General features: G+C 35.3%; 13 protein-coding genes. 12 read left to right on the forward strand and 1 reads right to left on the reverse strand.

Annotated elements, in window-relative coordinates; translation table 11 throughout:
* The first annotated feature begins 19 nt into the window (after positions 1 to 19).
* The 5 genes from JST55_01650 to JST55_01670 all read left to right on the forward strand — a co-directional run bounded on the left by JST55_01650 (position 20) and on the right by JST55_01670 (position 7112).
* Positions 20 to 2209: a T9SS type A sorting domain-containing protein gene (locus tag JST55_01650; GenBank protein MBS1492182.1), complete on the forward strand. Its 2190-nt coding sequence runs from the start codon at positions 20 to 22 to the stop codon at positions 2207 to 2209.
* 131 nt (positions 2210 to 2340) lie between these two features.
* On the forward strand, positions 2341 to 3444 hold the full coding sequence (locus JST55_01655; GenBank protein MBS1492183.1) for a response regulator: 1104 nt from the start codon (positions 2341 to 2343) through the stop codon (positions 3442 to 3444).
* Positions 3445 to 3488: 44 nt separating this feature from the next.
* Positions 3489 to 6374, forward strand: coding sequence for an aminomethyl-transferring glycine dehydrogenase (gene gcvP, locus JST55_01660; protein MBS1492184.1), 2886 nt, complete (start codon positions 3489 to 3491; stop codon positions 6372 to 6374).
* A 112-nt stretch (positions 6375 to 6486) separates the two neighbouring features.
* On the forward strand, positions 6487 to 6723 hold the full coding sequence (locus tag JST55_01665; protein MBS1492185.1) for a DUF433 domain-containing protein: 237 nt from the start codon (positions 6487 to 6489) through the stop codon (positions 6721 to 6723).
* The gene (locus JST55_01670) at positions 6723 to 7112 is read left to right on the forward strand and encodes a DUF5615 family PIN-like protein (GenBank protein ID MBS1492186.1); all 390 of its coding nucleotides are present in this window, start codon (positions 6723 to 6725) and stop codon (positions 7110 to 7112) included. The genes JST55_01665 and JST55_01670 overlap by 1 nt, the downstream gene beginning before the upstream one ends.
* Here JST55_01670 and JST55_01675 read toward each other — a convergent pair.
* Positions 7109 to 7918 (reverse strand): class I SAM-dependent methyltransferase, encoded by an 810-nt coding sequence (locus JST55_01675; protein ID MBS1492187.1) that lies wholly within the window; start codon positions 7916 to 7918, stop codon positions 7109 to 7111. The two genes, JST55_01670 and JST55_01675, sit on opposite strands and share 4 nt — an antisense overlap.
* 133 nt (positions 7919 to 8051) lie before the next feature.
* On the opposite strand from JST55_01675, the gene JST55_01680 reads away from it, so the two are divergent.
* The 7 genes from JST55_01680 (at position 8052) to JST55_01710 (ending at position 15145) form a co-directional block, all read left to right on the forward strand.
* On the forward strand, positions 8052 to 8741 hold the full coding sequence (locus JST55_01680; protein ID MBS1492188.1) for a CADD family putative folate metabolism protein: 690 nt from the start codon (positions 8052 to 8054) through the stop codon (positions 8739 to 8741).
* Between the two features lie 72 nt (positions 8742 to 8813).
* On the forward strand, positions 8814 to 9227 hold the full coding sequence (locus tag JST55_01685; GenBank protein ID MBS1492189.1) for a CoA-binding protein: 414 nt from the start codon (positions 8814 to 8816) through the stop codon (positions 9225 to 9227).
* A gap of 10 nt (positions 9228 to 9237) precedes the next feature.
* Positions 9238 to 11166 (forward strand): DUF2723 domain-containing protein, encoded by a 1929-nt coding sequence (locus JST55_01690; GenBank protein ID MBS1492190.1) that lies wholly within the window; start codon positions 9238 to 9240, stop codon positions 11164 to 11166.
* Between the two features lie 6 nt (positions 11167 to 11172).
* Complete coding sequence (locus tag JST55_01695; GenBank protein ID MBS1492191.1) at positions 11173 to 12579, forward strand: hypothetical protein; 1407 nt, start codon at positions 11173 to 11175, stop codon at positions 12577 to 12579.
* Positions 12580 to 12588: 9 nt separating this feature from the next.
* Positions 12589 to 13305: a 16S rRNA (uracil(1498)-N(3))-methyltransferase gene (locus JST55_01700; protein MBS1492192.1), complete on the forward strand. Its 717-nt coding sequence runs from the start codon at positions 12589 to 12591 to the stop codon at positions 13303 to 13305.
* 24 nt (positions 13306 to 13329) lie between these two features.
* Positions 13330 to 14211 carry a hypothetical protein gene (locus JST55_01705; protein ID MBS1492193.1) on the forward strand — a complete coding sequence of 294 codons (882 nt, stop codon included), beginning with the start codon at positions 13330 to 13332 and terminating at the stop codon, positions 14209 to 14211.
* A gap of 175 nt (positions 14212 to 14386) precedes the next feature.
* Complete coding sequence (locus JST55_01710; GenBank protein ID MBS1492194.1) at positions 14387 to 15145, forward strand: c-type cytochrome; 759 nt, start codon at positions 14387 to 14389, stop codon at positions 15143 to 15145.
* Positions 15146 to 15330: the final 185 nt, after the last annotated feature.

The following is a 15330-nucleotide window of genomic DNA, read 5'->3' on the forward strand; positions in this document are numbered from 1 at the left end:
TTTTAAGAAAACTTTAAAAATGGAAAAGTATTTAAAGATTGTTACATCTTTATTTATTCTTGCCTTGTTCACCTGCAATGCTTTCTCTCAGGGATTAAACGCAATTGTAGCTCCGGATAACAGCAATGTATTAGCTGCGGGAGACAATGGTAAAATTTTACGTTCTAATAATGGCGGTTCAACTTGGTCTAGAACAACAAACGGTACAGTAAATTTCAAATCGGCAGCCTCTTTTGGCAGCAACATCTGGATTGGTGGTAATGATGGAAAAGTTTACAAAACAACTTCAGGAAATTCTCCTATAACAGGGTACTTTACAGGCTCTATTAATTCAATTAATGGTGTATGTTTCGTATCTTCACTTGTCGGTTATGCTTGCGGAGATGCAGGTGTAGTTTATAAAACAACTGACGGAGGTCTTACATGGGCTCCAAAATTCAATGGTTCCGGTTCAGAAAATCTTTATGGAATCAGTTTTAAAGATGCCAACAATGGTATTATTGTGGGTAATAACGGTGCTGCATATGTAACTGTTAACGGCGGCGATAACTGGACTGCTATTGCAACAGGTACAGCAAGAAAACTTCTTACTGTAAAATATTTTGCTTCAAACGCATTTATAGGAGGTGAGTGGGGAACACTTTTAAATTATACAGGTGTGCCGAATACTTCAGTAATAAAATCAAGAACCAGAAGTGATATAAAATGTATAACCGGCTTAGATAATGCAAATGTTCACTTAGTTGGCGGCGGCGGTTTCATCAGAAATAATACAGCAAGCAGCGCGGAATTTTTAAATTTTGAGCAAAATCCGATGATGGCAAACTTAGTAGGAATTTCTTTCTCCGACCTTAATACAGGTTTTGCTGTCAGCAGTTTAACAGACGCAATTATTAAAACATCGAATGCAGGAACTTCATGGGAGCTTACTGCAGGCGCAACAAGAAGCATATCATGGGTTTCTAAACTTTCAGGTTCAGGCGGAATTGGAAACAATCTTTGTTTAAATCCAAACAACAGAGATGAAATGTATGTTGTATACGGAAAGAATATGTACAGAAGCATGAACAGAGGTGAAACCTGGACAAACTTCGGAACAGTAGGAGCAACTTCAGGAACAGTTTCCAATGCTCACTCTTTTTATGTAAGTCCTCTTGATACAAATATTTTAATGTGCGCTATCGAAGGTTCACCTACAGATAAAGTTGTAAGAAGTACAAACTATGGCGCTACCTGGACAACTATACTGTCAATAAATTTCAGTAACTATGGTATGCCATTAGAAAACGACCAGAATAACCCTAACCTATGGTACTATGCACCGGATGGCGGCGGTTTCTATAAATCAACAGATAACGGAGCAACCTTTACTGAAATCAGCGGAGCATATCCGTTCAGAAGCCCTTGCGATATTTTAGTTGCATGGGAAGATTCACAAACAATTTTTATTGCCGACGGTATTACAAGCGCATCACAGCCTGCAGATATTTTCAAAACAACTAACGGAGGTGTAAACTGGGTAAAAGTTCACACAAATCCGTCAGGCGCAGGAGCAAGTGAAATTCCATCAATGTGCAATACAGCATTCGATTTGAAACAAGGTTTTGCAACAAACTGGAGCAGTTCAAGCAGATATAAATCAACAAACGGCGGAAACAACTGGACAGCAATCCAGTCCACTTCATTCAGCGGATGGAATTCAGATTATTGCCGTGAAGATCCTACAATAACACTTTCAGGTAACTACGGACAAAATTCTTCATTAACAACTAATGGCGGAACGACATGGACTGAATACCCATTGCCTTCGGGTGGATGCGGCGCCGGTATTATTGTTCCTGAAAGAGGATATTTAGTTGCTATGCAATGTTCAGGTTTATTAAAAATGAACGTAACTTACACAGTAATTACAAATGTAAGTGAGCAGACATTATCAGGCATACCTACAAAGTATGACTTGTATCAGAACTATCCGAATCCTTTCAACCCTTCAACAGAAATCAGATATGATATTCTGAATGCAGGAAATGTAACATTGAAAGTATATGACCAGGCAGGAAAAGAAGTTAACACACTTGTTAACGGATTGAAATCAGCCGGTTCATACAGCATTAAGTTCGATGCATCTTCGCTTTCTTCAGGTGTTTACTATTACACACTTGAAACAGCAGGTAACACTTTCACAAAGAAAATGATATTAGTAAAATAAGAAATAAGAACTTATTTTATAAAAAAGGCGGCTAAACACCGCCTTTTTTTTTGCCCTTAAAATAATTTTAATACAAAAATTTGATACTTAATTTTTGTTTAAATAAAAATTATTTTACGTAATAGAGCTTAATGAAAAAAATCCTTATCATAGAAGACGAAGATTTTATCCGCGAGACTGTGCAGGATATTCTGGATGCCGAAGGCTTTGAGACTGATTCTGCCGAGAACGGACAGATTGGAGTTGAAAAAGCTAAAGGATTTCTTCCGGATTTAATTATCAGCGATATTATGATGCCTGTTCTTGACGGTCATGGAGTAATCCGTGAGCTCAAAAAGGACGAAACAACCGCACAAATACCATTCATTTTTCTTACAGCAAAATCAGAGTTAAAAGACTTACGCGAAGGCATGGAGCTTGGTGCCGACGATTATTTGAATAAGCCGTTCACTGCCGATGAACTGATTAATGCTATCCAGGTAAGAATAAATAAAGCTGACCAGACTAAAAAAATAACTGAATCTAAGTTAGATGAACTTCGTTCTAATATTATATATGCCTTACCGCATGAAATGAAAACAGCATTAGGGGGAATTGCTACGACTGTGGAAGTGTTGATTGATATGGATGAAGCATTCAGCAAAGAAGAACGTTTTGAAATGTACGGTATGATAAAAGATTCAGCATTGAGATTAGATGCATTGATTAAGAAAAATTTATTATATGCTAATCTTGAAATTATAAATTCAGATAAAAATAAAGCCGCTGAATTAAAAAGACATACCACTGATCAAATTAAAAAATCTCTTGAGGAAGTTCTTTCAGATAAAAGCGCAAGATACAGACGCGCAGATGATTGGAATTTAATTTGCGGTGAAGATGTTAAAATTAAAATCTCAAAGGATAATCTGTTAAATATTCTCGATGAAGTAATTGATAACGCCTTCCGTCATTCAAAGACGGGAAATAAAGTTACAATAACTGTGGATAACAATCCCGAGAATACTCATTTAAATATTGTTGTAAGAGATGAAGGAAGAGGAATATCGGTTGAAAATTTACAGAAGATAGGCGCATTTATGCAGTTTGACAGAAACAGATATGAGCAGCAGGGACTGGGACTCGGATTAATAATTACAAAAAAATTAACTGAAACACACGACGGAATTTTCGAAATAAAAAGTGAAGAGGGAAAATTTACTGAAGTAAGAATTTCTTTCCTTCTTGATAAATAATTTTTACACTACAAAAAGCTAAACACATACCATATAATTTACAGATGAAAAATTACACAAAAATTAACGACTTTTCGCAGAGACATATCGGACCAAACGATGATGAAATCAACATTATGCTTGAGGCATTGGGCTTAAAATCACTGGACGATTTAATTTACGAAACAATTCCCGATAACATCAGAAAAAAAGAGCCGATGAGATTAGATGCTCCGCTTTCTGAATTTGAATTTTTAAAAAAGATAAAAAGCATTGCAGCGAAGAATAAGATTTATAAATCTTATATAGGAATGGGATACCACCCTACTATTACTCCCGCTGTAATATTAAGAAATATATTAGAGAATCCGGGTTGGTACACACAGTACACTCCTTACCAGGCAGAGATTTCCCAGGGGAGACTGGAAGCGCTACTTAATTTCCAGACACTCATAATTGATTTAACGGGACTTCCAATTGCTAATGCATCATTGTTAGACGAAGCAACTGCAGCAGCCGAAGCTATGCACTTATTTTATGCAGTAAAGCCTAACACAAAAAAAGATGCAAACAAATTTTTTGTATCTAAGAATTGTTTTCCGCAGACAATAGATGTTATAAAAACCAGAGCTGAATCCATCGGAATAGAAATTGTCATCGGTGATAAGAGTACCATGGGTGAACTTAACAATGACTTCTTCGGAGCTCTTGTACAATATCCTAATGCAACGGGTGAAATTCCTGACTACTCAGAATTTTTTGCAAAATGTAAAGAGCATGGGATTTTAATCGCAGTTGCTGCTGACTTAATGAGTCTTGCCCTACTTAAACCTCCGGGAGAATTTGGCGCAGATGCAGTGGTAGGCAACAGTCAGAGGTTCGGAGTACCTATGGGATACGGCGGACCGCATGCAGCATTCTTTGCAACTAAAGAAGAATTTAAGAGAAGTATACCGGGAAGAATTATCGGAGTAACGGTTGATTCACACGGTGACAAGGCATACAGAATGGCTTTACAGACGCGTGAGCAGCACATAAGACGTGAAAAGGCAACAAGCAATATCTGTACAGCACAGGTGCTTTTAGCTATCATGGCGAGCATGTATGCAGTTTATCATGGACCTGAAGGTATATTGGAAATTGCTACTACGATAAATTATAATACTGTTGTATTGAACGATGCTTTAACTTCAATGGGAGTTAAGCAATTAAACAAATCTTTCTTTGACACTTTAAGACTTCAGTTAGATTCAAAAGAAGAAGTTGAAAAAGTTAAAGTGAAAGCAGAATCAAAAAATATTAACTTCAGATACTTCGGTGAAAATAATGTCGGCATTACTTTAAATGAGCAGACAACAGTCGATGATATAACAGAAATAGTTTCTGTCTTTATTGAAGCATTAGGAAAGAAATCTAAAATTAATACTGATCCTATAAAATCTTCAATTCCGGAGAATTTAAGAAGAACAACTGAATTTTTAACTCATCCTGTTTTTAACACATATCACTCAGAAACAGAGATGCTGCGTTATATGAAGAAGTTAGAGAATAAAGATTTATCTTTGACGGTCTCAATGATTCCGCTGGGTTCATGCACAATGAAGTTGAACGCAACAACTGAAATGATTGGAGTAACTTATCCTGAATTCGGAGAAATACATCCGTTCGTTCCTATGAATCAGGCAGAAGGATATTTAGAATTAATAAAAGATCTGGAAAAAGATTTGTGTGAGATAACAGGCTTTGCAGGAATTTCATTGCAGCCGAACTCAGGCGCGCAGGGTGAATATACAGGATTGCTTGTAATAAGAGCGTATCATCACAGCAGAAATGAGCATCACAGAAACATTTGTTTAATTCCTTCATCTGCGCATGGTACAAATCCCGCAAGCGCAGTTATGGCAGGTATGAAAGTTGTTGTCGTTGCCTGCGATGCAGAAGGAAAAATTGATTTAAAAGATTTAGAGGCAAAAGCTGAACAGCATAAGGATAACCTTGCAGCATTGATGGTAACATATCCTTCAACGTTTGGAGTGTTCGACACAAATATAAAAGACGTTTGTAAAATAATTCATGATAACGGCGGACAGGTTTATATGGACGGCGCGAACATGAATGCGCAGGTAGGGCTTACAAGTCCTGACTTAATTAATGCAGACGTTTGTCATCTGAACTTACATAAAACATTCTGCATTCCGCACGGCGGCGGCGGTCCGGGAATCGGACCTATCGGAGTTGCAAAACATCTGGTAGAATTTTTACCGGGACATTGTGTTGTTCCTATGGGAAATAAAAATTCCATTAGCGCAGTATCGGCTGCCCCATGGGGAAGTGCAAGTATTCTCATTATTTCTTACGCATACATAAAAATGATGGGTGAAAGAGGACTGACGAGAGCAACACAGCTTGCAATCCTGAATGCAAATTATATAAAGGCAAGACTTGAAGATGATTACAAAGTATTATATAAAGGTGACAGGGGAATGGTTGCGCATGAGCTGATATTTGACGTTAGGGAATTTAAAAATTCGGCAGGTGTTGAAGTAGTTGATATTGCAAAGAGGCTGATGGATTACGGCTTCCACGCTCCGACAGTTTCGTTCCCGATTCCGGGAACATTAATGGTTGAGCCGACGGAAAGCGAATCTATTAACGAGCTCGACAGATTTATTACTGCAATGAAACACATAAGGCAGGAGATAAAAGAAATTGAAAACGGTATTTACGATAAGACTGATAATGTACTGAAGAACGCTCCGCACACTGCATACAGTATAGCAGCGGAGAAGTGGAACCACTCATACAGCAGAGAGAAAGCAGTTTATCCTGTGGCTTCACTGAGGGACCAGAAATTCTTCCCAAGTGTAGGCAGAGTGAACGATGCGCAGGGCGACAGGAATTTAATATGTGCCTGTCCTCCGACAGAAGCTTACGCAGAAGAAACTGTTTAGTTATCAGTTGTCAGTTTATAGTTTTTAGTAAAAGAAAGGCGTTCAGTTGAACGCCTTTGCTGTTATTGCAGTTATATAGTGAAATAGTTATAGAAATTTTTTAAATTAAGTTATGGAAAAATATAATTACATTACAGCAGACCCTTTGATTCTTGGAGGTAAACCAATTATAAGAGGAACGCGCATAAGTGTTGAGCTTATTCTTGAATGGATTTCAAACGGTTCTTCGATAAAAGATATTAATAAATCCTATCCCCATCTTTCAGAAGCCTCAATTAAGGAAGCTGTGCAGTATGCAACAGAATTTTTAAGAAATGAAATTTTTGTTGAAATAAAGCATGATGCTTGATGCAATTAAGAGATTGTAAATTTCTTATTGACGAAAATCTTCCGTCTGATTTCACACTCTACCTCCGAAATCAGAAGTTAGATGTAAAAGATATTAAAGAGGAAAATTTATTTGGTATTAATGATGTGGAAGTATTAAAACTTTCCAGAGATGAAAATCGAATTCTTGTAACTCAGGATAAAGATTTCGGTAAAATTGTTTACACAAGTCAGTATAGCTTTACAGGTATAATCTATCTTAAACCGGGACATATATCTGGAAAAATACACACAGATACTTTTGAGCATCTTTTAAATTCAGATTTAATTTTTAAATCATCTTTTATAGTTGTTGCAGAAAACAATAACGGTGATATAAAAATTCGATTAAGAAACGAATTAAAATTTTAACTCTTTAATACACACGTTATCCATTCAGGATTATCAGAGGTGAACGGCTCTGCACTTCCTGTGCGTTCAATCTGTATATCTTTCATTGTGTATCTCACAGGTAATTTGAACCCTGCAGCAGCTAACAGTTTTAAAAAATAATCCGGGTCATAAAAGTTTACAAAGTCCAGTCCTACAGAATCTTTTATTTTTCTGAAGACTTCTGTTCCGAAAATTCTGTTGTCTTCGTCAATCAATTCGGGTGTAATTCCGAAATCACAAGCAAAAGATGAATTGCTTGGGGCAAAGAATTTAAGAATATTTATAAAGTCTTCCTGTTTAAGATAATAAATTATTCCTTCCATAATTAAAATTGTCGGCCTGGCATTGTTCCATTCGTTCTCGAATAAATTCTGATGAAGCAACTCTATATTTGTTATATCACATTCAATGAATTTTATATTAGGACATATTCCGTTGAGATATTTTTCTTTATCCTTCATTAAGTATTTATCAATATCATATACAGTGCTTGAGGGATAAAGGGAAGCGAGTTCAACAGACATGGGAGCGATTCCCGCGGCAAGAATGACTACTTGTCCGTCTTTATTTTGTTCAAGAAAATTAACAGCGCATTTTCTGACGAAAAACTTCCTGTTACTTACTGCCTGAAAGTGCATGTAATGCTCTTTTACATCAAAGAGCTGAAGCAATGCATCGGCAGAGCTGAGGTCAAGGCGGTTAAAATAATCTATGGCATTTTGTGATTTCCAGATGTCAGGGGAGGTCCAGTTTAGTACAAGCGCAGAAGTATCTGAAATTATCATTATTGTGTTTAAATTAAGTCATAAAATTAAGTAAATTTATGATGTAAAAAAATATATAAGATATAAATTGTAATATTCTTTTTAATAAAAATATTCTAAATTTACCCATTGTAGAAATTAAATCTATTTCAAAATGCTAAACACAGAAAACTTCACTAAAGAACTCAATTCAGTAATCGCAAAAAGCAGTCTGCTTGAACATCCTTTTTATCAGAAATGGAATGAAGGCAAGCTTACTATAGAAGAATTGAGAGAATATGCAAAACAGTACTATCATTTCGTAAAGCATTTTCCAAGATTTGTCAGCGCAGTGCATTCAAATTGCGATGACATCGAAATAAGAAAAACTTTAGTTGAGAATTTAGCAGATGAAGAAGGATTCAAAACAGGAATCGAAAACCATCCTGCATTATGGATTAACTTTGCAGAAGGTTTAGGTCTATCAGCAGATGAAGTAAGAAATGCAGAGCCTATTGCTGAAGTAAATGAGCTTGTAAAAGGAATGTATGAATTAACAAAATCAGAAGATTACATTAAAGGACTTTCAGCATTATATGCTTATGAAATGCAGGTCCCTGAAATTTCAAAAACAAAAATTGCAGGTCTGAAAAATTTCTACGGAGTAGATTCAGAGAAGGCAATCGAATTCTTTACAGTTCACGAAGAAGCAGATGTGTATCACTCAAAAGATGAATTAGATATTATCTTAAAAAAGACAGATAACTCTGCAAAACAATTTCATGCAATTCATGCAGCAGATACTTCATCTAAATTAATGTGGAAATTCTTAGACGGAGTTTATCACAATTACTGTGTTAATTAATTAAATTTTATATTTAAAAAATTTGAAAGGGTTTGAAGAAGTTCAAACCCTTTTTTTATAAAATGAACTGATATGACTACTGAAGACGTATTGAATAATTATAAAAAAATTGCCGTGCTTGGCTTTTCGCAAAATCCTGTAAGACCAAGCAATCATATTACAATTTATCTTCAGAAGGTTGGATACACTGTTTACGGTGTGAATCCCGGACTTGCCGGAAGGGAAGTTGACGGCATAAAATGTTACGGCTCACTTTCCGAAATAAAAGATGAAGTTGATATTGTGAATGTATTCCGGAATGCAAGATACCTTCCGGAAATTATTGACGAAGTTTTATCATTGCCATATAAACCAAAAGTTATATGGACGCAGCTTGAAGTTGTGAACGCTGATGCTAAAGCAAGAGCTATTGCAGCAGGAATAGACTATGTGGAAGATAAATGCATCTATGTAGAACATAAATTAAACCCTAACGTTAAAAAGTGATTTTTATTTTATGAACACGAATAAAACAAAATTAATATATCAGATCTTAGCATTTGTAATTCCGTTTATTGCATATGTGATTACACTTGCTCCGACGGTAACATTCATTGATGCAGGCGAGCTTACCACAGTCTGCGCAAAACTAGGAGTAGCGCATCCTACGGGATATCCTTTGTTTACATTGCTTGGGCATATATTTAGCTTTCTGCCTACAGGTTCAGTTGTTTACAGTCTGAACTTTATGTGCGCAGTATTATCTTCAACTACAATAGTTATTTTCTTTAATTTAATGGTATTTATATTTTCAAAGTTAAAGCTAAATGACGATACTTGGGAAACTGCATTATCTGATACTGTAATTTACAATGTTTCTTTCGGGGCAGCTTTGATACTTGCTTTCTCGAAAACATTCTGGGATACTTCAAACGCAATTGAGGTTTATTCACTGCACACATTATTTATTGTTTCTAATATTTATCTTTTCCTCAGAGCCTGCAATGTAACATCATTTGATACTAAGGCAAACATTTTTCAAAGAGAAAAATACTGGCTGATATTTGCTTTTGTTCTGGGATTAAGTTTTACAAACCATCTATCAACAATTTTTCTTTCAGTAGGATTTTTGTATTTATATTTCGCCGTCAACGGTTTCAATAAACTATCCTTACAAAGAATATTATTACTTGCCGTTCCGTTTATTTTAGGACTCTCCGTTTATATTTATCTTCCAGTCAGAGCGGATAATCCTGTACTTGCATGGGGACATCCTGATACCTGGGATAATTTCTTCAGACACGTTTCCGGTAAGCAGTTCAGCGTATGGATGTTTACAGGTACTGAAAACGCTACAAAACAATTTTCGTATTTCAGAACTGCATATCCCCTTGAATTCTTCTACGCTCCTATGCTCTTAGCAATTTTAGGATTAGTGGAGATTTTCAAAAAGAGTTTAAAGCTTTTCTGGTACACACTTTTACTTGCAGGATTTTGTGTTCTGTATGCAATCAATTATGATATTCACGATATTGACTCATACTTCCTTCTTGCATACATTGTAACTGCAATATGGATAGGCTTCGGTATTTATTTTATAGTAAAAAGATTAGGTGAAGCCTCAAGAAAAAGTGTATCATTTATTTTAATATTTGTCGCTCTGCTCCCTATGAGCAACAGTTTTAAGTCTGTGAATGAAAGTCAGAATTATTATGTTAAAGATTACACTTTTAATATTTTCAATTCTGCTCCCCAAAATTCAATTATAGTTTCTACTCAGTGGGATTTCTGGTTATCAGCTTCAATTTATTTTCAGTATGTGGAAGGAATTAGAAAAGATTTGGTTATAATAGATAAGGAGCTTTTGAGAAAGACATGGTACGTACCGCACATAAAGCAGCATTATCCTGAAATTTATGCAAACAGCAAAGGTGAGTTCGATATATACTATAATGAGCTTTTGAAATTTGAAAAATATCCTGACAGATATACTAAACCGGCAAATGAATCTGAGAGGCAGGACGTTGCGAAGATTCAGGCAGCTTTTAAAGAATTACTTACGAGTATAGTTGATAAAAATCCGAACAGGAACTTTTTCACTACATTTGAAATTGAATCAGAGAAGAATGAAAGATTTGCAAATGCATATATGAGAATTCCGGAAGGATTATTAATAAGATACATGAAAGTAACGCCTGACTATGATAATTATGTTATGCCTCAGTTTACTTTTCAGAATAATCAGGATTCAGATTACTATCACACATTTTTAAGAAATGCATATTACAACGCTTACCTTAGCAGAGTAAACTATCTTATGAATTTTGCAAAGTACAATGAAGCCGAGCAGCTTATAAATAAAGCCGCAGAAGTTAATCCGACAGGCGGGGAAATTCTGATGATGAGAAACAAAATAAAGCAGTTAAGAACAATGCCAACTAAATAATAAAATTTGATAAAGACACTCATTCTTACAATTTCGATACTGTTGATTTATATCAGTGATACTAAATGCCAGCCGCAGGATTCTGCAAAATATGTTGTTGATAGTACAATTTCCGAAAGTAATCTTCGTATATTAATTGAAAATATAGTTGTAACCGGCAACAAAGTAACCGATGCCGATATTATTTTGCGCGAGATGCAGACTAAGCAAAATGAGTACACAACTGTTGATGTTTTAAACCGTGATTTGCAGCGCATTTATAATCTTGGCTTGTTTACAAAAGTTGATATGATTCCGATTCCTTCCAGTGATAAAGGATACAGTCTTTTAATTACAGTTGAAGAAGGTTTTTATTTTTTGCCGATTCCTATAGGCGGAATAAAAGACGGTGACTTGAAGAAAATTTGGGTTGGGATGAATCTTAAATGGAGAAATTTCAGAGGAAGAAATGAAACTGTAGGGCTTGCGTTCGGAGTGTTTTACGATCCGTTTGTAAATGTAAGTTATTCAATTCCATGGATAGGAAAAAATCATCACTACTTCACATCTTTTGACGCAGGATATTCCGTGAATAATAATAAAAGTATACCGGATGATGTTACTGCTCCTCTAAACGTTAATGATGTTTATACTTACAAGACTTTCAACTGGAATACAAAAGTTTCGGTAGGAAAATATATGTTCAAAGAACTTTCAACAGCAGTCAGCTTAGGATTCAACAGCACATCAACTTCAGATTACATAAAAGATAAAACTCTTTCAACAGACGGGACCGATAATTATTTATCAGCCGGCTATAATATAAATTACGATACAAGAGATTCTTATGAATATACTCTGGCAGGAATATCTGTTTCTGGAAATTATCTGAAGTATGGTTTTGGTGATGTTATAAATTACAATTCTATCGGAGTTGATTTAAGAAAATTTATTCCGATAAAACTCAGCGATAAATATTTAATTTCATTAGGGACAAGATTCAACTCCACTGTTTTCTGGGGCGGTAACATTGCCGATTATCATCATTCGCAGCTAGGCTACAGCAGATTGATAAGAGGCTGGGATGATTATGTTTTCGAAGGAGAAAACTCGATGATTTATTCCAATGAACTGAGAATTCCTATTATACAACCTTTCTATATTCCGGGTAAAGAACTTCCTATTGCAAGAAAGTTACCTGTACTAAAAGATTTTAGTTACAAGTTCGGACTATATGCAACGTTATTTTATGATGTCGGCGCTGTCTGGAATAAGCACGATAATATTTTCAACACCAGATTTTACGATGGATACGGCGCAGGGCTTAATTTCATTCTGCCGTTCGGATTTGTAGGCAGAGCTGACTGGGGCTTCCGTCATCAGAATAATTTTTATAAAGGACAATTAATATTCTCCCTGAATTCTTCTTTCTAATTTTTTGATATGGAATATTATTACACAGAGAAGAAAAATATTTTCCCTGAAAAAAATCTGCTCATTATAGATAATTTTGAATTCAATCATTTATCTAAAGTACTTCGCAAAAGAGCAGGGGATTTAATTACACTGACTGACGGCGAGCTTGGAGTCTATGATTGCAAAATTGATGGCATCGGCAAGGACAAAATTACTTGCACGATTTTAAATACGAAATTTGATATTTTTGAACCTGAGTTGAACGTTCATTTATACATCTGCTATCTTCGTAACAGTGAACGATTTGAATTTGCAGTTGAAAAAGCAGTTGAACTTGGAGTGAAAAGCATCACTCCTGTTTTTTCAGAAAGAGTTATAAATAAATCCGGCTTTTCTGCTAACAAAGAGAAAAGAATTAACCAGATAATTCTTTCAGCGATGAGCCAGTCACAAAGATGTTTCAAACCTGTACTACATTCCCCGGAAACATTTTCAGAAATGCTGAGTAAAACAATTGGACACGATAATAAACTTGCTTTGTATGAATTCGCAGATGAAAATGATACACTTTCACAACTTGAAAGTAAAAGTGACGTATATATTTTAACAGGACCTGAGGGCGGTTTTTCAGATGCCGAAGTTAAGAGTCTGAAAGAAAATAACTGGAAAGTTCTTTCATTGGGTCCAAGAAAATACAGAGCAGAAACAGCAGTAATAGCAGCGTTATCAAAAATTTTAATATAAATTAATTAATATAAAAAACCTCAAATGAAAAAAATAATACCCTTTGTTTTATTGGCGTTATTCGCATTCACTTCAAAAGGATTCTCACAGTTTGATCAGCCTTCATTTCAGTTAGGTGTCGGGCTTGCATTACCTTTAGATCAGTTAAAAGGCGACAACTTTCTTTCTACAAATGTTTATAATGGTATTCAGGTAACACAAATAGATACAGTGGATTTTTTAAGAAATAATATGGGTGCAAAAACAGGATTTAATGTTTTCGGTAAAGCAAAAATTAATTTTGATAAGTTCAATATTGTACGAGGTGTCGGTTCTATCGGCTTCACAAGCTTTAATACTTTCCAGACAGCTCAGTCAGGTAATTATGTTATAAATTATAATAACCAGAACTTCTTATTACCTGCAAGTTATAATTATAATTTCAATGCGCTTAATGTCGGATTAGGGCTTGAAGTTGCTCCTACAGCTTTCACAAGTCTTGTTTCACCATATTTCGGCGGTTATATTTCATTCAATAACTTCAGCGGTGAGTTGAATAGGACAGAAAACTCATACGATACTACAAGATTTTCATTCAGCGGATTCAGAATCGGTGTTAATGTCGATGCAGGTATAGAGTTCAAGGTAAAACCTGAATTCGGTTTTGCATTAGGCTTCAAATATGACTTCGGAAATTTATTGTTAAAAGAAAAAGCTTCTGCAAATATTTCAGAAAGATCTGACTGGGGAAGAACAAACGGAAAATTATGGGATGACGGCGGCAGCTTCTATTCAAACTTAGGAAATCAGAACGGCGGATTGTATTCATCACAATCAAAGAATCTTAACTGGGGAACAGTTTACATTTCGTTGAACTTCTATCCTAATGCGTTGAAGAATAAAACAGGAACTTCAAAGAAGAAATAAATAATTTTAATATTTACTTGATAAGGCGGATTTAAAGTCCGCCTTTTTTATTTAAGGAAATTTTTTAAAAAAATCTGAATAAAATCCTCGTTTCAATTCTACTTCAATTTTGTTAAATTACCAAACTTAGTTCCCGAAATTAAAAAATATAAATTCTAAATTCAAAAACTAACAAATGATTAAACTTTATCTTTCAGTTCTTTCACTTTCATTAGTACTTTTAATTTCCGGATGCGGTAAAAAAGAATCATCTACAACCGATAATAAACCTGTTACAAAATCTGCCGATGTGCTTGCAAAGCAGGGTAAGGATATATTTTATGGCAGCACAGGAGTTAACAGTGTAACAAATTTAGCCTGCGCGCACTGCCACAGCGACGGAACAAACGATGCAGCATATCCATTAACAAAATACCATTCAAATATAAAAAATGCAGATTTACGAACTCAGACATACCTTGGCAAATTCAAAGGGGAAGATGTTAAGAAAACTGCAGGGGGAGCAACAGTCTGCTGGGAACAATATCTGAAATTCAAAGAACCTATGACTGCCGAACAAATTGCATCACTCAATGCTTATTATGAATTAGTAGGTAAAGGTGAGCCGGTGAAAGATATGGTTTATACAACAATAGCATTGCCTACACAGGATAAGGAAAAATTAAAAAAAGACCAGGAAGAAATTGCAAAGTTAACAGGTGATAAGGCAAAAGGTGAGGAGGTTTTCAACGGAGCTTGTAAATTCTGTCACGGAGACGGGACTAAAGTAAAAAGCGTTCCGAGCTTGTTCAAAGATTTTGACGGCAATTTAAAATCAATTACGTTCATGTCAAGATTCGGAAAGAAGTATATGCCGTTCTTCAGTTATGAATCAATTTCGAATCAGGATATGGCAAATCTGGTAGCATATATAATGAACAACCAGCAAAAATAATTTTAGTACTGCACTTTATTTAACCAAAACAAAGCCCTGTTGAGTGAAATCAGCAGGGCTTTTTTTATAGTACAAACTATAAACTTCAAAAACTTATTTCAATTAGTTACTCTCCGTCCCAAACCCCCGTTTGGAACGGCTCACTATATTTTATTCTTTTATATGCATTCCCAAACAGGGGTTTG

This window comes from Bacteroidota bacterium (assembly GCA_018266835.1).
GTDB lineage: Bacteria > Bacteroidota > Ignavibacteria > Tepidaquicellales > Tepidaquicellaceae > JAFDZO01.

Coding starts and splice junctions, on each gene's coding strand:
- JST55_01670 (MBS1492186.1), top strand. CDS start 6,723: ATGCAATTAAGAGATTGTAAATTTCTTATTGACGAAAATCTTCCGTCT.
- JST55_01655 (MBS1492183.1), top strand. CDS start 2,341: ATGAAAAAAATCCTTATCATAGAAGACGAAGATTTTATCCGCGAGACT.
- JST55_01680 (MBS1492188.1), top strand. CDS start 8,052: ATGCTAAACACAGAAAACTTCACTAAAGAACTCAATTCAGTAATCGCA.
- JST55_01700 (MBS1492192.1), top strand. CDS start 12,589: ATGGAATATTATTACACAGAGAAGAAAAATATTTTCCCTGAAAAAAAT.
- JST55_01650 (MBS1492182.1), top strand. CDS start 20: ATGGAAAAGTATTTAAAGATTGTTACATCTTTATTTATTCTTGCCTTG.
- JST55_01705 (MBS1492193.1), top strand. CDS start 13,330: ATGAAAAAAATAATACCCTTTGTTTTATTGGCGTTATTCGCATTCACT.
- JST55_01675 (MBS1492187.1), bottom strand. CDS start 7,918: ATGATAATTTCAGATACTTCTGCGCTTGTACTAAACTGGACCTCCCCT.
- JST55_01690 (MBS1492190.1), top strand. CDS start 9,238: ATGAACACGAATAAAACAAAATTAATATATCAGATCTTAGCATTTGTA.
- JST55_01710 (MBS1492194.1), top strand. CDS start 14,387: ATGATTAAACTTTATCTTTCAGTTCTTTCACTTTCATTAGTACTTTTA.
- JST55_01665 (MBS1492185.1), top strand. CDS start 6,487: ATGGAAAAATATAATTACATTACAGCAGACCCTTTGATTCTTGGAGGT.
- gcvP (MBS1492184.1), top strand. CDS start 3,489: ATGAAAAATTACACAAAAATTAACGACTTTTCGCAGAGACATATCGGA.
- JST55_01685 (MBS1492189.1), top strand. CDS start 8,814: ATGACTACTGAAGACGTATTGAATAATTATAAAAAAATTGCCGTGCTT.